Annotated in this window: 12 protein-coding genes; all 12 read right to left on the bottom strand. The window is 68.7% G+C overall.

Translation table 11 applies throughout. From position 1 onward, the window contains the following. Positions 1–29: 29 nt before the first annotated feature. A complete protein-coding gene (gene mmsB, locus ABD658_RS01000) occupies positions 30–1,211 on the bottom strand; it encodes a multiple monosaccharide ABC transporter permease (RefSeq protein ID WP_311023869.1) in 1,182 nt (393 codons plus the stop codon). Next, complete coding sequence (gene mmsA / locus ABD658_RS00995) at positions 1,208–2,767, bottom strand: multiple monosaccharide ABC transporter ATP-binding protein (RefSeq protein ID WP_344683476.1); 1,560 nt, start codon at positions 2,765–2,767, stop codon at positions 1,208–1,210. Before mmsA ends, mmsB begins: the two co-directional genes overlap by 4 nt. Positions 2,768–2,893: 126 nt before the next feature. Then, a complete protein-coding gene (gene chvE, locus ABD658_RS00990) occupies positions 2,894–4,048 on the bottom strand; it encodes a multiple monosaccharide ABC transporter substrate-binding protein (protein WP_085437120.1) in 1,155 nt (384 codons plus the stop codon). A gap of 71 nt (positions 4,049–4,119) precedes the next feature. After that, entirely contained in the window at positions 4,120–5,628 is a 1,509-nt protein-coding gene (gene araA / locus ABD658_RS00985; RefSeq protein ID WP_344683479.1) for an L-arabinose isomerase, read from the bottom strand. 61 nt (positions 5,629–5,689) lie between these two features. Continuing rightward, on the bottom strand, positions 5,690–6,427 hold the full coding sequence (locus ABD658_RS00980; RefSeq protein ID WP_344683481.1) for an L-ribulose-5-phosphate 4-epimerase: 738 nt from the start codon (positions 6,425–6,427) through the stop codon (positions 5,690–5,692). Beyond that, positions 6,424–8,151 carry a ribulokinase gene (gene araB / locus ABD658_RS00975; protein ID WP_344683483.1) on the bottom strand — a complete coding sequence of 576 codons (1,728 nt, stop codon included), beginning with the start codon at positions 8,149–8,151 and terminating at the stop codon, positions 6,424–6,426. The genes ABD658_RS00980 and araB overlap by 4 nt, the downstream gene beginning before the upstream one ends. Positions 8,152–8,330: 179 nt before the next feature. After that, positions 8,331–9,422 carry a LacI family DNA-binding transcriptional regulator gene (locus tag ABD658_RS00970; RefSeq protein ID WP_344683485.1) on the bottom strand — a complete coding sequence of 364 codons (1,092 nt, stop codon included), beginning with the start codon at positions 9,420–9,422 and terminating at the stop codon, positions 8,331–8,333. A gap of 11 nt (positions 9,423–9,433) precedes the next feature. Continuing rightward, positions 9,434–9,862 (bottom strand): HIT family protein, encoded by a 429-nt coding sequence (locus ABD658_RS00965; RefSeq protein WP_070161728.1) that lies wholly within the window; start codon positions 9,860–9,862, stop codon positions 9,434–9,436. Then, the gene (locus tag ABD658_RS00960) at positions 9,859–10,959 is read right to left on the bottom strand and encodes a LacI family DNA-binding transcriptional regulator (RefSeq protein WP_344683488.1); all 1,101 of its coding nucleotides are present in this window, start codon (positions 10,957–10,959) and stop codon (positions 9,859–9,861) included. Before ABD658_RS00960 ends, ABD658_RS00965 begins: the two co-directional genes overlap by 4 nt. 109 nt (positions 10,960–11,068) lie before the next feature. Next, positions 11,069–12,391, bottom strand: coding sequence for an ABC transporter substrate-binding protein (locus tag ABD658_RS00955; protein ID WP_344683491.1), 1,323 nt, complete (start codon positions 12,389–12,391; stop codon positions 11,069–11,071). Positions 12,392–12,629: 238 nt separating this feature from the next. Then, positions 12,630–14,222: an alpha-N-arabinofuranosidase gene (locus ABD658_RS00950; protein WP_344683493.1), complete on the bottom strand. Its 1,593-nt coding sequence runs from the start codon at positions 14,220–14,222 to the stop codon at positions 12,630–12,632. Next, the gene (locus tag ABD658_RS00945; protein WP_344743617.1) at positions 14,219–14,782 is read right to left on the bottom strand and encodes a hypothetical protein; all 564 of its coding nucleotides are present in this window, start codon (positions 14,780–14,782) and stop codon (positions 14,219–14,221) included. The genes ABD658_RS00950 and ABD658_RS00945 overlap by 4 nt, the downstream gene beginning before the upstream one ends. Between the last annotated feature and the right edge of the window lie 4 nt (positions 14,783–14,786).

Here is a 14,786-nt window from a genome sequence, read left to right as displayed (position 1 = left end):
CGCGGCATTCCTCAGCGCGACGGCGGTGCTCAGCGGTCGGCAGTGGCCCGCTTCTTGTTCCAGACGTCGAAGGCCACCGCGAGCACCAGCACCACACCACGCACCACGTTCTGCGTGGACTGGTCGATGCCCATGATCTGCATGCCGTTGGACATCACCGCCATGATCAGACCACCGATGATGGCGCCCTGCACCTTGCCGACGCCTCCTGTGACGGCGGCGCCGCCGATGAAGGCTGCAGCGATCGCGTCGAGCTCGAACATGAAGCCGGCACCGGGTTGGGCGCTGTTGGAGCGAGCGGAGTAGACGATCCCGGCCACCGCAGCCAGCAGGCCCATGTTGATGAACAGCAGGAAGTTCACCCGGCGGGTCTTCACACCGGAGAGCTTGGCGGCCTGCAGGTTGCCGCCCATCGCATAGATGTGCCGGCCGAAGACGGTGCGCTGGGTGACGAACCCGTAGAGCAGCACCAGCGCGGCGAGCAGGATCAGCACGACCGGCGTCCCCCGGGCGTTCGCAAGGCGCCAGGCGAAGGCCATGATGATGGCCGCCACCAGCAGCACCCGCACAGCGAAGAGCCACAGGGCCTCCACGGGCTGCCGGTACTCCAGCTTGCGCATCCGATTCCGCCACTGGGACCAGGCGAAGCCCACCGCCGCCAGAGCACCGATGACCAGGGTGAAGACGTCATAGCCGGGGCCGCCGAGCAGCCCGTTGAGGAACCCGCCGGCGATGTACTGATACTCCGAGGGGAACGGGGACAGCGAGACGTTGTCCAGCGTCTGCATGGTCAGGCCGCGGAAGATCAGCATGCCGGCCAGCGTGACGATGAACGCCGGAATCCCGACCACCGCCACCCAGAAGCCCTGCCAGACGCCCACGAGCGCCCCGGTGATCAGGGCGGCGAGGACGCCCACCCACCAGGGCATGCCTTCTCGGATCACGACCACCGCCGAGACCGCGCCGGTGAACGCGACCACCGACCCTACGGAGAGGTCGATGTGGCCGGCGACGATGATCATCACCATGCCGATCGCCAGGATCAGGATGTAGGAGTACTGCAGCACCAGGTTGGTCAGATTGCCTGGGCTCAGCAGAGTGCCTCCGGTGAGGACCGTGAACAGCAGCACGATGAACACGAAGGCGATGTAGATGCCGCTCTGGCGCATGTTGCGGGTCAGCAGCTCCCGCAGGTTCGACGTGCCCGTCATCGGTCGGTCTCCTTGGTCATGAGTTCCATCAGCCCCTCCTGGGTGGCCTCCGCGGCATCCACCTCGCCGGTGATGCGTCCCACGGAGAGCGTGTAGATGCGGTCGCAGAGTCCGAGGACCTCGGGCAGCTCGGAGGAGATCACCAGGATCGCCTTGCCTGCCGCGGCGAGCTCGTTGATGATCGAGTAGATCTCGAACTTCGCGCCGACGTCGATGCCTCGGGTGGGCTCATCGAGGATGAGCAGCTCCGGCTCGGTGTAGAGCCATTTGCTGAGCACCACCTTCTGCTGATTGCCCCCGGAGAGCTTCTCCACGACGGAGAGCACGGAGGGGGACTTGATGTTCAACGAGCTGCGATACCGCTCGGCGACGGCGATCTCCTCGTTGGCGTTCACCCAGCCGGCCGGAGCCAGCTTCTTCAGGCCCGCGGCGGTGACATTGCGCCGGACGTCCTCGATCAGGTTGAGACCATACTGTTTGCGGTCCTCGCTGACGTAGGCGATGCCGTGCTCGATCGCGTCGGAGACGTCACGGATCTGCACCGGCTTCCCGTGCATGGACACGGTGCCGGTGATCTCCCGGCCCCAGGACCGTCCGAAGACGCTCATCGCGAGCTCCGTCCGCCCGGCTCCCATCAGCCCGGCGATGCCCACGACCTCTCCGGCCCGGACATAGAGGGACGCGCCGTCGACGACGACGCGATCCGGCTGGGTGGGGTGGGTGACGTGCCAGTCCTCGATCCGGAAGATCTCCTCGCCGATCTCCACCTCCCGCTCCGGGTACATGTGTTCCACGTCCCGGCCGACCATGCCGCGGATGATCCGCGCGGTGGTCTGCTCAGGAGTGGAGCCGTCGTGCATGTCGAGGGTCTCGATGGTGCTGCCGTCCCGGATCACCGTGGTGGAGTCCGCGACGGCGGCGATCTCGCCGAGCTTGTGAGAGATGATGATGCAGGTGACCCCTTCCTCGCGGAGGTCCCGGATGAGCCCCAGCAGGTGCTCGGAGTCGTCATCGTTCAGCGCGGCGGTCGGCTCGTCGAGGATCAGCAGTCGCACGTTCTTCGACAACGCCTTGGCGATCTCGATGAGCTGCTGCTTGCCGACCCCGAGGGTTCCCACCGGTGTCACCGGGTTCTCCCTGAGGCCGACCCGCTCCATGAGCTCCACAGCCTTCACGTTGGTCTCGTGCCAGTTGATCACCCCGGCGGTGGACTGCTCATTGCCGAGGAAGATGTTCTCCGCCACCGAGAGATGCGGCACGAGGGCCAGCTCCTGGTGGATGATCACGATACCCCGAGCCTCAGAATCATTGATCCCGCTGAAGGAGACCGGCTCCCCCTCCAGGAGGATCTCGCCGTCATAGCTCCCCGCCGGGTACACCCCGGAGAGCACCTTCATGAGGGTGGACTTCCCCGCGCCGTTCTCCCCGCAGATGGCGTGGATCTCCCCGCGCTGGACGGTCAGCGACACATCCGAGAGCGCCACGACTCCGGGGAATCGCTTCGTGATCGAGCGCATCTGGAGGATGGGATCCTCCACATGGGTCCGTACTGTCATTGGTCTCCCTCTCTGCGCCATCGGAATCGTCCCCGGCAGGTCCGTCCGGGGCCGCAGCCCCGGACGGTGCCCTGCGACGACGACGTCCCGACCAGGACCCAGACTCCTGGCCGGGACCTCACCGGATCAGAGCTGGCCGGACTCGACCTGCTCCTCGGTGTAGTAGCCGGAGTCCACCAGGATCTCCTCGTAGTTGTCCTGGAGCACCATCTCGACGTCGAGGAGGTACGAGGGCACGACGATCTCGCCGTTGTCGTAGGTCTCGGTGTCGTTGGGCTCCGGCTCCTCCCCCTGGAGGTAGGCCTCGGCGGCTCGGACGGCCTCCTCGGCCAGCAGGCGGGTGTCCTTGAAGATCGTGGAGTGCTGGATGCCCTGTTCGATCAGGGAGATCGAGGCGATCTCGGCGTCCTGGCCCGTCACGATGGGCATGCCCTCCTCGATGGTGGGACCCTGGCCGTCATTGCGCAGCGCCGTGATGATCCCCCGGGAGAGCGGGTCGGCCGGGGCGAGCACGCCGTCCAGCTCGGTGTCTCCGCTGTAGTGGGTGGTCAGCAGGTTCTCCATGCGCTCCTGGGCCGTCTCCTGCTCCCACCGCTGCGTGGCGGCCTGCTGGATCGTGTCCTGACCGGAGGGGATCTCCAGCGTGCCGTCCTCCAGATAGGGCTCGAGCGTGTCGATCGCGCCCTGCCAGAAGTGGTGGGAGTTGCTGTCGTCCAGCGAGCCGGCGAACAGCTCGATGTTCAACGGGCCCTCGGGCGCATCATCGGCCTCGTCGAAGTTCTCATCCAGGATGCCGAGCCCGTAGAGAAGGGACCGGGCCTGGTTGACGCCGACCTCGTAGTTGTCGAACGTGACGTAGAAGTCCACGTCCTCGGAGTTGGTCAGCAGCCGGTCATAGGCGATCACGGGGATTCCTGCCGCCGCGGCGGCGTCGAGCTGACTGGTCAGTGCGGAGCCGTCGATCGAGGCGACGATCAGGGCGTCGACCTCCTGGGTGATCATCTGATCGATCTGCTGGGACTGCGTGGGGATGTCGTCGTCGGCGTACTGGAGGTCGACGGTGTAGCCGAGGTCCTCCAGCCCCTCTTCGATGTTGCCCCCGTCCTGCAGCCACCGCTCATAGGTCTGGGTGGGCATCGCCACACCCACCGTCATGTCCTCCGGTGCGGCGTCGGCATCTCCCCCGCCTCCGCCGCCTCCGGCGCCCTCGCCCTCACAGGCGGTGAGCAGCAGGGCGAGTGCAGCTCCCGCCCCCAGGATGGTCGTCGCAGTGGAACGCATGTCTCCTCCATTCGTGGCCCTGATGGGAGCCGGTGTGAGTGTCGAACCTGGATCGTCCTAGGTGTTGTCTATCACAGTCCCTGAGCCAGCCGGTGGTATGCCGCGTTCCACCGCAGCTCCTGCGCGAATCCGCGGGTGGTCACGCTCTCATCGATGACGGCCAGCTCCATCTGCGCGATCTCCGCCAAGTCCTCGAAGGCCTCCAGACCCAGAGCCGTGGAGAGCACCGTATGGTGGGCCGCACCGGCGGTGAGCCAGCACTCCGCCGAGGTGGCGAAGTCCGGGCGGGGCTCCCAGACCGCGCGCGCCACCGGCAGGTTCGGCAGCTCCTCGTCCGGCTCGACGACGTCCACCACGTTGGCGGTGAGCCGGAATCGTTCGCGCAGATCCGCCATGGCCACCACCACGCCCTGTCCAGGGTCGGTGTCGAAGACCATCCGCACCGGATCCTCGCGGTCGCCGATGCCCAGCGGATGGACCTCCACCCGAGGTGTCGCGGAGGTCAGGCTCGGGCAGATCTCCAGCATGTGGGCCCCGAGGATCTTCTCCTTCCCCGGCGTCATCTCATAGGTGTAGTCCTCCATGAGGGAGGCTCCTCCGGGCAGGCCGTGGCCCATGACCTTGGCGGCGCGCACCAGCAGCGCTGTCTTCCAGTCGCCTTCGGCGCCGAATCCGTAGCCGGAGGCCATCAGCCGCTGGACGGCCAGGCCCGGCAGCTGTCGCAGACCCCCGAGGTCCTCGAAGTTCGTGGTGAAGGCGCCGAAGCCGCCTTCCTCGAGGAAGGAGCGCATGCCGATCTCCTGTCGCGCGGCGTAGGCCAGCGACTCGCGGCGCTCACCGGAGGCACGGAGCTCCGCAGCGACGTCGTAGCGCTCGTCGTACTCCGCCAGCAGCGCGTCCACCTCAGCCGGGGAGACCGACTCCACCCTCTCGACGAGGTCGTTGACGGCCCAGGTGTTCACCGAGACGCCCAGCCTGATCTCGGCCTCCGTCTTGTCCCCCTCAGTCACGGCGACGTTGCGCATGTTGTCCCCGAAGCGGGCCAGTCGCAGATTCCGCAGGGCGTCCCATCCGGCGGCGGCGCGTGCCCAGGTGCCGATGCGCCGGGCCACGCGGGTGTCCGAGGCGTGGCCGACCACCGTCTTGCGCGCCGTGCCCATGCGGCTGGCGATGTAGGCGAACTCGCGGTCCCCGTGGGCCGCCTGGTTGAGGTTCATGAAGTCCATGTCGATCTCGGACCAGGGCAGCGCGGCGTCGGCCTGCGTGTGGAGGTGCAGCAGCGGCACGTCCAGAGCGTCGAGGCCCTGGATCCACATCTTCGCGGGCGAGAAGGTGTGCATCCAGACGATCACCCCCAGACAGTCCGGGTCAGAGTTCGCCTCCAGTGCCGCCCGGCGGATGGCGTCGCGCTCCTTGAGGACCGGCTTCCACTCGATGGTGACGGGGATGTCGTCGGCGGCGTCGAGGGTGGAGGCCACGCGCTGGGACTGCTCAGCGACCTGGCGCAGCGTCTCGTCCCCATAGAGGTCCTGGGATCCGGTGAGGAACCAGATCGTCTTGCCGGTGAAGGGTGAGGTCATGGGTGGGGTTCTCCTGATGGTGTGAAGGCGTGGTCAGGCGGCGGGTACGGGTCCTGCCGACTCAGCGGGAGGACCCTGAGGCCTGCCCGTAGACGTTCTGGTAGCGGTCGTAGAGGGAGTCGATCTGCGCCTGGTCGATGCGGGGCGGCTCCCCGTGGGCCCGGGCGAAGTGCACCGTGCGGGCCACCTCCTCGCACATCACGGCGGCCTTCACCGCGGCGCGGGCGTTCCGCCCCACCGTGAAGGGTCCGTGCTGGGCCATCAGCACCGCCGGCGAGCGGGACTCGCGCAGCGTCTCGACGATGCCCCGGCCGATAGAGTCGTCGCCGATGAGCGCGAACGGACCCACCGGGATGTCCCCGCCGAACTCGTCGGCCATCATGGTAAGCACGCACGGGATCGGTTCGGAGCGCGCCGCCCAGGCGGTGGCGAAGGTGGAGTGCGTGTGGACGACCCCTCCGACCTCCGGCATGTGCCGGTACACGTAGGCGTGGGCGGCCGTGTCGGACGAGGGGCCCAGCGCGTCGGCGGTGCCGTCGTCGATCTTCTCCCCGTCCAGGGTGCAGACGACCATGGTGTCGGCGGAGAGGTCATCGTAGGAGACCCCCGAGGGCTTGATGACGAACAGCTCGGGCGCGCCTTCCGCCGCGTCAGGCAGCACGACGCGCTCTGAGACATTGCCGGCGGTCCAGACCACCAGCTCGTTGCGGGGCAGCTCCGCGTGCAGCGCGGCGACCCGCTCCCGCGCACGCGCCACGGCCTCCTGGACTCGGACGCTCTGCTCGGCGAGGCGGATCATGCCGTCACCTCCTGGGTCTGTGCCCTCTGCCGTGCTGCTGGCCCGGCCTCGTCCCGCGCCCCGGCATGGGCCTCTCGGCGGATGCGCTTGAGGCGCCGCATGATGTCGTCCCCGACGCGCCCGAAGTGATCGTGCAGGGCCTTGTACTCCGCGAAGAGCGCGTCGTAGGCGGCCGCCGCCTGGGGGTCCGGGGTGTAGGCCTCCTTGATGCGCCCGCCCATGATCGGTGCCGCCGCCCGGACGTCCTCGTAGGCTCCCGCGGCGACGGCGGCATGGATGGCCGAGCCGAGCGCCGGCCCCTGGTCGGAGGTGATCGTGGAGATCGGCAGCCGCGTGATGTCCGAGTAGAGCTGCATCAGGAAGCGGTTCTTCAGCAGCCCTCCGGCGACGACGAGCTCGCGCACCGGCACTCCGGAGGAGTCGAAGGCCTCGATGATGGTGCGCGTGCCGAAGGCCGTGGACTCCAGCAGCGCGCGGTAGACGTCCTCGGACCGTGTGGCCAGGGTCAGGCCCACCACCACTCCGGAGAGCTCATGGTCGACCAGGACCGATCGGTTGCCGGAGTGCCAGTCCAGCGCCACCAGCCCGTGGGCCCCCACGGGCTGGACCTCGGCCTTCTCTGTGAGCAGCTCGTGCAGGCTCAGTCCGCGGGACTCGGCCTCCTCTGCGTACTCACCGGGCACCTGGTTGGCCACGTACCAGGCGAAGATGTCTCCCACGCCGGATTGGCCGGCCTCGTATCCCCAGGCGCCGGCGAGGATGCCGCCGTCGACGACTCCACACATGCCCGGCACCTCAGCCAGGACGTCCGCGTTCATCACATGACAGGTGGAGGTACCCATGATGGCCACCATCTGACCGGACTCGACCGCGTCGGCGGCAGGAGCCGTGACATGGGCGTCCACATTGCCCACGGCCACCGCGATGCCCTCCGGCAGTCCGGTCCAGGCGGCGGCCTGCGCGCTGAGGCCTCCCGCCCGGTCACCCAGCTGGCCGATCTGGTGGTCCAGCTTGGTCTCCACGAAGTCGGCGAACTCCGGATTGAGCGCGGCGAGGAAGTCCTTCGACGGATACTGCCCGTCCTGGCGGATGCCCTTATAGCCGGCGGTGCAGGCGTTGCGCACGTAGCGTCCGGTCAGCTGCCAGACGATCCAGTCGGCGGCCTCCACCCAGCGGTCGACGGCGGCGTAGACCTCCGGATCCTCCTCGAGGATCTGCAGGCCCTTGGCGAACTCCCACTCGGAGGAGATGAAGCCTCCGTAGCGGCTGATCCACGATTCGCCACGGGAATGGGCGAGGTCGTTGATGCGGTCGGCCTGACCCTGTGCGGCGTGGTGCTTCCACAGCTTCGCGTAGGCGTGGGGCCGTCCCGCGAACTCGGGGACCTCATTCAGCGGCGTACCGTCAGCCGTGGTGGGCACCATGGTGCAGGCCGTGAAGTCGGTGCCGATCCCGATCACCTGCTCGGCGGACACGCCGGCGGCGCGCAGCGCGGCCGGCACCGCGTCCTTGAGCACGTCGACGTAGTCGGCAGGGTTCTGCAGCGCCCAGTCCGGAGGCAGCGGCTCGCCCTGGTGGGCGGTCAGGGCGGAGTCCATCACCGCATGACGGTACTCATGGACGGCGGTGCCGAGCTCAGCGCCATCGGAGACGCGCACCACGAGGGCGCGGCCGGAGAGGGTGCCGAAGTCGACGCCGATCACCACGGAGTCGGGGGAGGTCATCGAGTGTGCGCTCCTTCAGGATCAGGTGGGCGGGTGAGGTCAGGACGTCCGGCCCCTCCGCGGAGGGCGCATCGGCCACCCGAGACGGCGTCTCGAGGCGGGTGACGCCGGACACGACGATGTTAACGTTAACATTGTGATGTGGCCTGCGCCACCCCACCCTGCGCCGGCGGTCGGCCTCAACCCGAGGCGCGGACCACCAGGCGCGGCTGGATCAGAGACGGCCCGCGGCTCGATCCGGAGGACGCCTCTCGACGCACCAGGGGCACGGTGGCGCCGTCGGGGCCCCCCGCGCCTGCTCCGAAGAGCGACCCGAGGGCCGCGGCCCCGGCCTCTTCGAAGGGCTGGCGGACCGTGGTCAGCGGAGGGGAGAAGAAGTCGGCGCCGTCGACGTCGTCGAAGCCGACGACCGCGACATCCTCGGGCACGCTCAGCCCAGCCTCCCGCACTGCCTGCACGACGCCGAGCGCGAGGTGGTCATTGGCCGCGAAGATCGCATCAGGGGCCTCGCCTCCCCCCTGATCGCCGCCCTTGCGGGCGAGCACCCTGCGGGCGGCGGCATGACCGTCGGCGGCCGACCATCCCCCGGCCCGAGCCAGCGGCAGCAGCGGCAGCCCGGCGTCACGCAGCTCCTCGCGCCATCCGATGATCCGTCCCTGGGCGTCGTGGTACTCCTCCGGGCCGCAGACATGGGCGATGCGCTCCCGTCCGCCCTGCCGGAGGTGCCGCACGGCCATCCGCGCCCCGGCGACCTGGTCGATCCCGAGCACCTGCATGTCGGGGGTCTGCTCGGCGGCGGAGGCCAGCACGACCACCGGGACGGTCCGGGAGATCTGCCGGGCCGCCTCGGCCATCGCCACCACCGGGGCGATGACGACGATTCCGTCGATGCCGCGGTCGAGGAAGAATTCGAGCGCCTCGTCCACGGAGGTCGGATCCGGGTCCCGGACCACGCTCAGCGCTGTCGCATAGCCGGCCTCGCGGGCGGCCTCCTCGATCGCGAGCGTCATACGGCTGGGACCGAAGGTCGAGTCGCCGGGACTCACGACGCCGATGAGTCCGGTCCGGCGGGTCTTCAGGGCCCGTGCCGTGCTGTTGCGCCGATACCCCAGGCCGCGCATCGCCTGCTCGACCCGACGTCGGGTGTCCTCGCGGACGGCGTCCGGGGTGTTGAGCACCCGAGAGACCGTCTGATGCGAGACCCCGGCCGCCCGGGCCACGTCGATCATCGACGGCGCCCGCCCGGAGGGGCGCCGGGAGCTGCTCGCCATGGGCGTGGCGCTCAGTCGGAGGGCACGGAGTCGGCATCGCCCATCAGGCGCAGGGCCACACGCAGCTTCTCTGCGGCCTCATCCATGGCCTCGGAGTCGGGTGCACTGATCGCCCGGTCGAAGTCATGGTCCGCCATCGAGTTCGAGGGCCAGACATGCACGTGAAGGTGATCGACCTCGAATCCGGCGATCGTCAGACCGGCCCTCTGCGAGCCGAAGGTCTCCACCTGGGCCTTGCCGATGCGGTGGGCGACATGCATCAGATGGGCCACCAACGAGGCGTCGGCATCGGTCCACCGGTCGATCTCCTGACGCGGGACCACCAACGTATGCCCGTAGGCCAGTGGAGCGATGCTCAGGAACGCCACGCAGACCTCGTCCTGCCAGACGAAGCGACCGGGCAGCTCTCCCTGGATGATCTTGGTGAACACGGTGCTCATGATGCGGCTCCTGTCGGGTCGGTCGGCTGACGCTCCTGCTTCGATCGTACCGGCGAGGAGGACTCTCGCACCTGGAGGATCCACGGGATGGTCTCCTCCCGCCCGGCCGGCGGGGAGCCTGCCGTCGGACCGTCCTGACCTGCGAGGCGCTCCAGCAGCAGCTCCACAGCGCGCCGCGCAGTCCACGACATGTCAGGGGCCACGGAGCTCAGCGACGGCACCGCCATCGCGGCCTCAGGGATGTCGTCGAAGCCGACCAGCAGCAGATCCTCCGGCACGCGGAGCCCTCCGTCGGCCAGGCCACGGACCGCACCGAGAGCCACCGAGTCGGTGATCGCGAACGCCGCCTCGATCGGGTCCCGGCCCGCGGCACGATCGGCGAGGATCCTCTCGGCGACCCTCCGGCCTGCGCGTCGTCCGGCCTCCATCGTGACCTCGGGGGCCTCGAAGATCAGCTCAGGACTGCAGGCGAGGCCCGCATCCTGAAGCCCTTCCCTCCAGCCTCCCAGACGCAGGCTGTGGATCGTCTGCTCGGCCGTCTCCGGCCCTCCGATGAAGGCGATGCGGCCCGCACCCTGAGCTGCCAGATGCTCGACCGCCGCCCGTGAGCCGGCATGGTTGGCCATGCTGACATGGTCTGCCGCGGTGGGATTCTCCCGCTCCCCCAGCAGGACGATCGGGAACGCCTGGCCGACGTCGAGCTTCTCCAGGTCCATGCCGACGGTGCTGAGGATGAGTCCGTCATAGTCCATCGCCTGCGAGAAGCGGATGGCGGCGACCTCGCCCGCCTCCTTGGCCCCGGTCTGCTCGACGGCCACCCGATATCCGCGCCGCTCGGCCTCCTGGGCGACGTGGGTCGCCAGCGCGGCGAAGTAGGGCACATCATGGCCGGGGACGGCCAGCCCGATGACGCCGCTGTGCCCGGACCGCAGATTCCGTGCCGAGACGTTCATCCGATAGCCGGTCTCGGCGAGCTGCCGCAGCACCCGCCGCCGAACCTCCTCGCTGACCCCGGGCCGGCCGTTGACGACGTTGGACACCGTCATGGTGGAGACCCCTGCGGCCCGCGCGACGTCGCTCATCCTCACCGTGGCCACCGCAGTGCCTCCTGTTCGCCGTCCTGCCGCCGATCACGCTCCTGGGCCGGAGCCGCGCGCACTTGGCATGCTAGCAATCTCCCGCGCTGCCCCCGCCGAGGCCCTGCGGTCAGCTGATCGCGTCCTGCATCTCTGCGTGCATCCGCTCCGCCGCCTCCGCCGGGCTCAACCGGTCGAAGAAGACCTCGTCGCAGTAGCGGTAGGCGATGTCCTGCAGACCCGAGAATCCCAGGGCCGGCACGGGCTCAGCCTCGCCGATCTCATCCTCGACCTCCTCGATGAACTCTGCCACGGCCAGCTCCTGGCCCTCCAGCTGGTCGAGCACCACCTCCCGACTGACCTCATTGGCCGGCAGACCACGATCCATGCCCGTGATCTCCGCGGCCTCCTCGGAGTTCACCAGGAAGTCCACGAACGCCTGCGCCTCCTCCGGGTGCTCCGTCTGGGACGTCACCGAGAACATCATCGTGGCCTTGAACCACAGGCCGTTGTCCTCACTGCTTCCGGTGGCCGAGGGGTAGCGCAGCAGCTCGAAGTCGACGCCGGCGAGATCCGAGAGTCCCGGGACCATGTTGCTCCACCACCGACCGACGGCCTGCTCGCTCTGCTCGAAGATCGACTCCCCCGGGGCCGCATTGGACTCCTCCTGCATGATCGAGGCCGGCGGGTAAGATCCCCGTTCCACGAGCTCCTGCTGGAACTCGAGGTACTCCTCGGCGTCCTCGACGGTGAAGCCGAGCTCTCCGTCGTCGGTGGTCAGGTTCTTGCCCTGCTGCCTCAGCCAGATCTGCAGGTCCACCGTCTGCGGGACGCCACCATCACCCCAGTAGCCGTCACCGAGCGTCTCATTGAGCTCGGAGGTGAGGTCGGCGTAGTCCTCCCAGGTCCACGTCGTGTCGTCGGGGATCTCCAGCCCCGCATCCTCGAAGAGGTCCGGGTTGGCCAGGACTGCCATCGTGTTGATCCCGGTGGTGATGCCCATCAGGCCGTCCTCGGTGGTGCCGTTGTCGACCACGTCCTGCTCGAACCCGGAGGTGTCGAGGTCGTCCATCGGCAGCAGCGCACCGCGGTCGGCATATTCACGCAGGTAGGTGTCGTCCATCTGGATGACGTCGGGCGCGCCTCCTCCGGCAGTCTGCGTGGCCAGCTGATCCCAGTACCCCTCCCAGTCCGAGTACTCGGTGGAGATCGTCACATGCGGGTTCTGCTCCTCGTAGAGTGCGACGATCTCCTCGGTGAGGGCGTTGCGGTGCTCTGCGCCCCACCAGGCGAACCGCAGCGTGACGTCGCCGCCCTCCCCCGAGGCTGCCCCACTGTCGCCCCCGCAGGCGGTGAGGGCGATGACGCCGGCGCAGCCGACGGCGGCGAGGCGCGTCCAGCGGGGCCGAGGCGCCGATGGGCCGGTGTCGATGGCAGAGTTCCTGGTGGTCATGTGCTTCTCCCCTTCGATTCCCGACGCCGACCGTGCGGACGGCGCGGACCGCTCATGCGGTGCGTCTGGTCTCGGCCCGGGCCTCCTGCAGCGGCCTTCCCCGCCAGGAGGGCCCGAGCTCCTGTGGCGTGCATCACAGGTTTATCGTGACAGTATTTGAATCGTTTCACAGCGTCAAGGGGTCGACGCGGATCCCTCGATCCAGAGATCCGCCGCCTCGGCTCATCGGACCCGGGCCTCAGCCGACCAGACGAAGACTCACATAGGAGGTGGGAGGAAGCTCCAGACGCAGCGTGCTTCCCGACCAGGTCGCCCCCTCGAAGGGCACGGGCGCCACCCGCTCCGGCTCCTCGGCCGTGTTGTGCTCCCGAGGGTCTCCTGCGGTCAGGACCGACGCCTGGCCGAGCTCCAGCGGCCCATGGCCCCGGAGCCGCAGCTCCACCGTCGCACCGGCATCAGGATCAAGGTTCGCAGCGGTCACGGTCACGGCTCCTGCCTTCGTGGAAGCCGTGGCGGTGACCGTGGGCACGACCCGCCCGTCCGCTTCTCGCTGCGCGACGTCCCCGACCGGACGCACGGGCAGATGGGCGGCGTCATGATGACCCACGTCCATCGCGAAGGCGTGATAGGTCGGGGTGAGCACCAGCCGGTGCCCGTCGGTGAGCACCATCGACTGCAGCACGTTGACCGTCTGGGCGATGTTGGCCAACCGCAGACGATCGGCGTGAGAGTGGAAGGCCTCGAAGTGGACTGCCGCCACGAGCGCGTCGCGCAGCGTGTTCTGCTGGTGCAGGAAGCCGGGATTCGTGCCGGGCTCGACGTTCCAACACGTCCCCCACTCGTCCAGGGCGAGCCCGACCTTCTTCGTCGGGTCATAGGCGTCCATCACAGCGGCATGGCCGGCGATCAGCTCCCCCACCCGGTGGGCGCGGGCCATCGTCGCCCAATACTCCCGGTCTGTGAACTCCGTGGCCGAGCCCTTGTCCATCCAGGAGCCGGACATCGTGTAGTAGTGGAAGGAGATCGCTTGGTACAGGTCCCGCGGTGCGGGGTCTCCCAGCCCGCTCGCGAGCTGCTTCATGAGCACCTCGGTCCAGGCATAGTCAGCCTCGTTGCCCCCGGCGGCCACCCGATACAGACGGTCCTTCCCGTGGTCCCGGGCATAGGTGGCATGCTGCCGGGCCAGGGTGCTGAACTGGTCCGCGGTGAGGTTTCCTCCGCAGCCCCAGGGCTCGTTGCCGATGCCGAAGAAGGTCACGTTCCAGGGCTCCTGACGCCCGTTCTCACCCCGGAGTCGGGCCATCGGCGAGTCCCCGGCGCGGGTCAGGTACTCGACCCAGTCGCTGGTCTCCTTCACGGTCCCCGAGCCGACGTTGCCGGAGATGTAGGGCTCGGTGCCGAGGAGTTCACACAGCGCCATGAACTCATGAGTGCCGAAGTGGTTGTTCTCCTCCACGTCACCCCAGTGAGTGTTGACCATCCGCGGGCGCTCACGACGGGGGCCGATCCCATCGGTCCAGTGGTATTCGTCGGCGAAGCATCCACCGGGCCACCGCAGATTCGGGATCGCGATGGCGCGCAGCGCCTCCACCACATCGGCGCGGATGCCGCCGATGTTCTCGATCTCCGAGTCCTCCCCCACCCAGAACCCGTCGTAGATGCACCTGCCCAGATGTTCGGCGAAGTGCCCGTAGACATGGCGGCTGATGGTGGGGCCTGGGACGTCGACGTCGACTACAGCCGTCAGGGCGGGGGCCGGCACAGGGTCGGGTGCGGATACGTCGGCAGGTCCCGCCGCAGTGGTCGCGGGAGAGGTCACGGGGGAGGTCATCGGTCTCCTTGGTCGGGGGTGAGTGGGTGAGAGGCGGTCACGTCCGCCTGCCGCTGAGCCTGGGCGTGGAGTCGCAGCGCCCGGGACCTCGAGAGGTAGACGGCCAGGCAGACGCTGAACAGCAGCACGCTGACCACATCCCGGGTCAGGAATGTCCCGACCACACAGGCGATCAGCCACCAGGTGACCGCGCGGCTGTGCTGGAGTTTCAACCGCCATGCGACCACGGCGGTCAGCAGCGCCCCGAGGAGCACGGCGATGCCGTAGGTGCGCACGACGGCGGCCACCTCGGTGACCATGGACGCCGAGCCGAGGGCCTCGGCGTCCTCCAGCCCCTGGTAGCCGCTGGAGGCGAACCAATACTGATACGGAAACAGCGTCAGCACGGCCAACAGTCCGTTCCACCCGGCGGCGACGGCCAGCAGCGCCCGCTCTGCGCGGCGGCGCGGCGGACGGTCACCACGGACAGGTGCCTCATGCGCCGCGGGCCCGTCCGAGGGATCACACGGCGCACCCGCTGCGTCCGTCACCGGAGGCCGAGAGCGGCGGAGCAGGCCCATGGCG

Source organism: Nesterenkonia aethiopica (assembly GCF_039534665.1).
Classification (GTDB): Bacteria; Actinomycetota; Actinomycetes; order Actinomycetales; family Micrococcaceae; genus Nesterenkonia; species Nesterenkonia aethiopica.
This window is presented reverse-complemented; position numbering and strand designations above follow the sequence as displayed.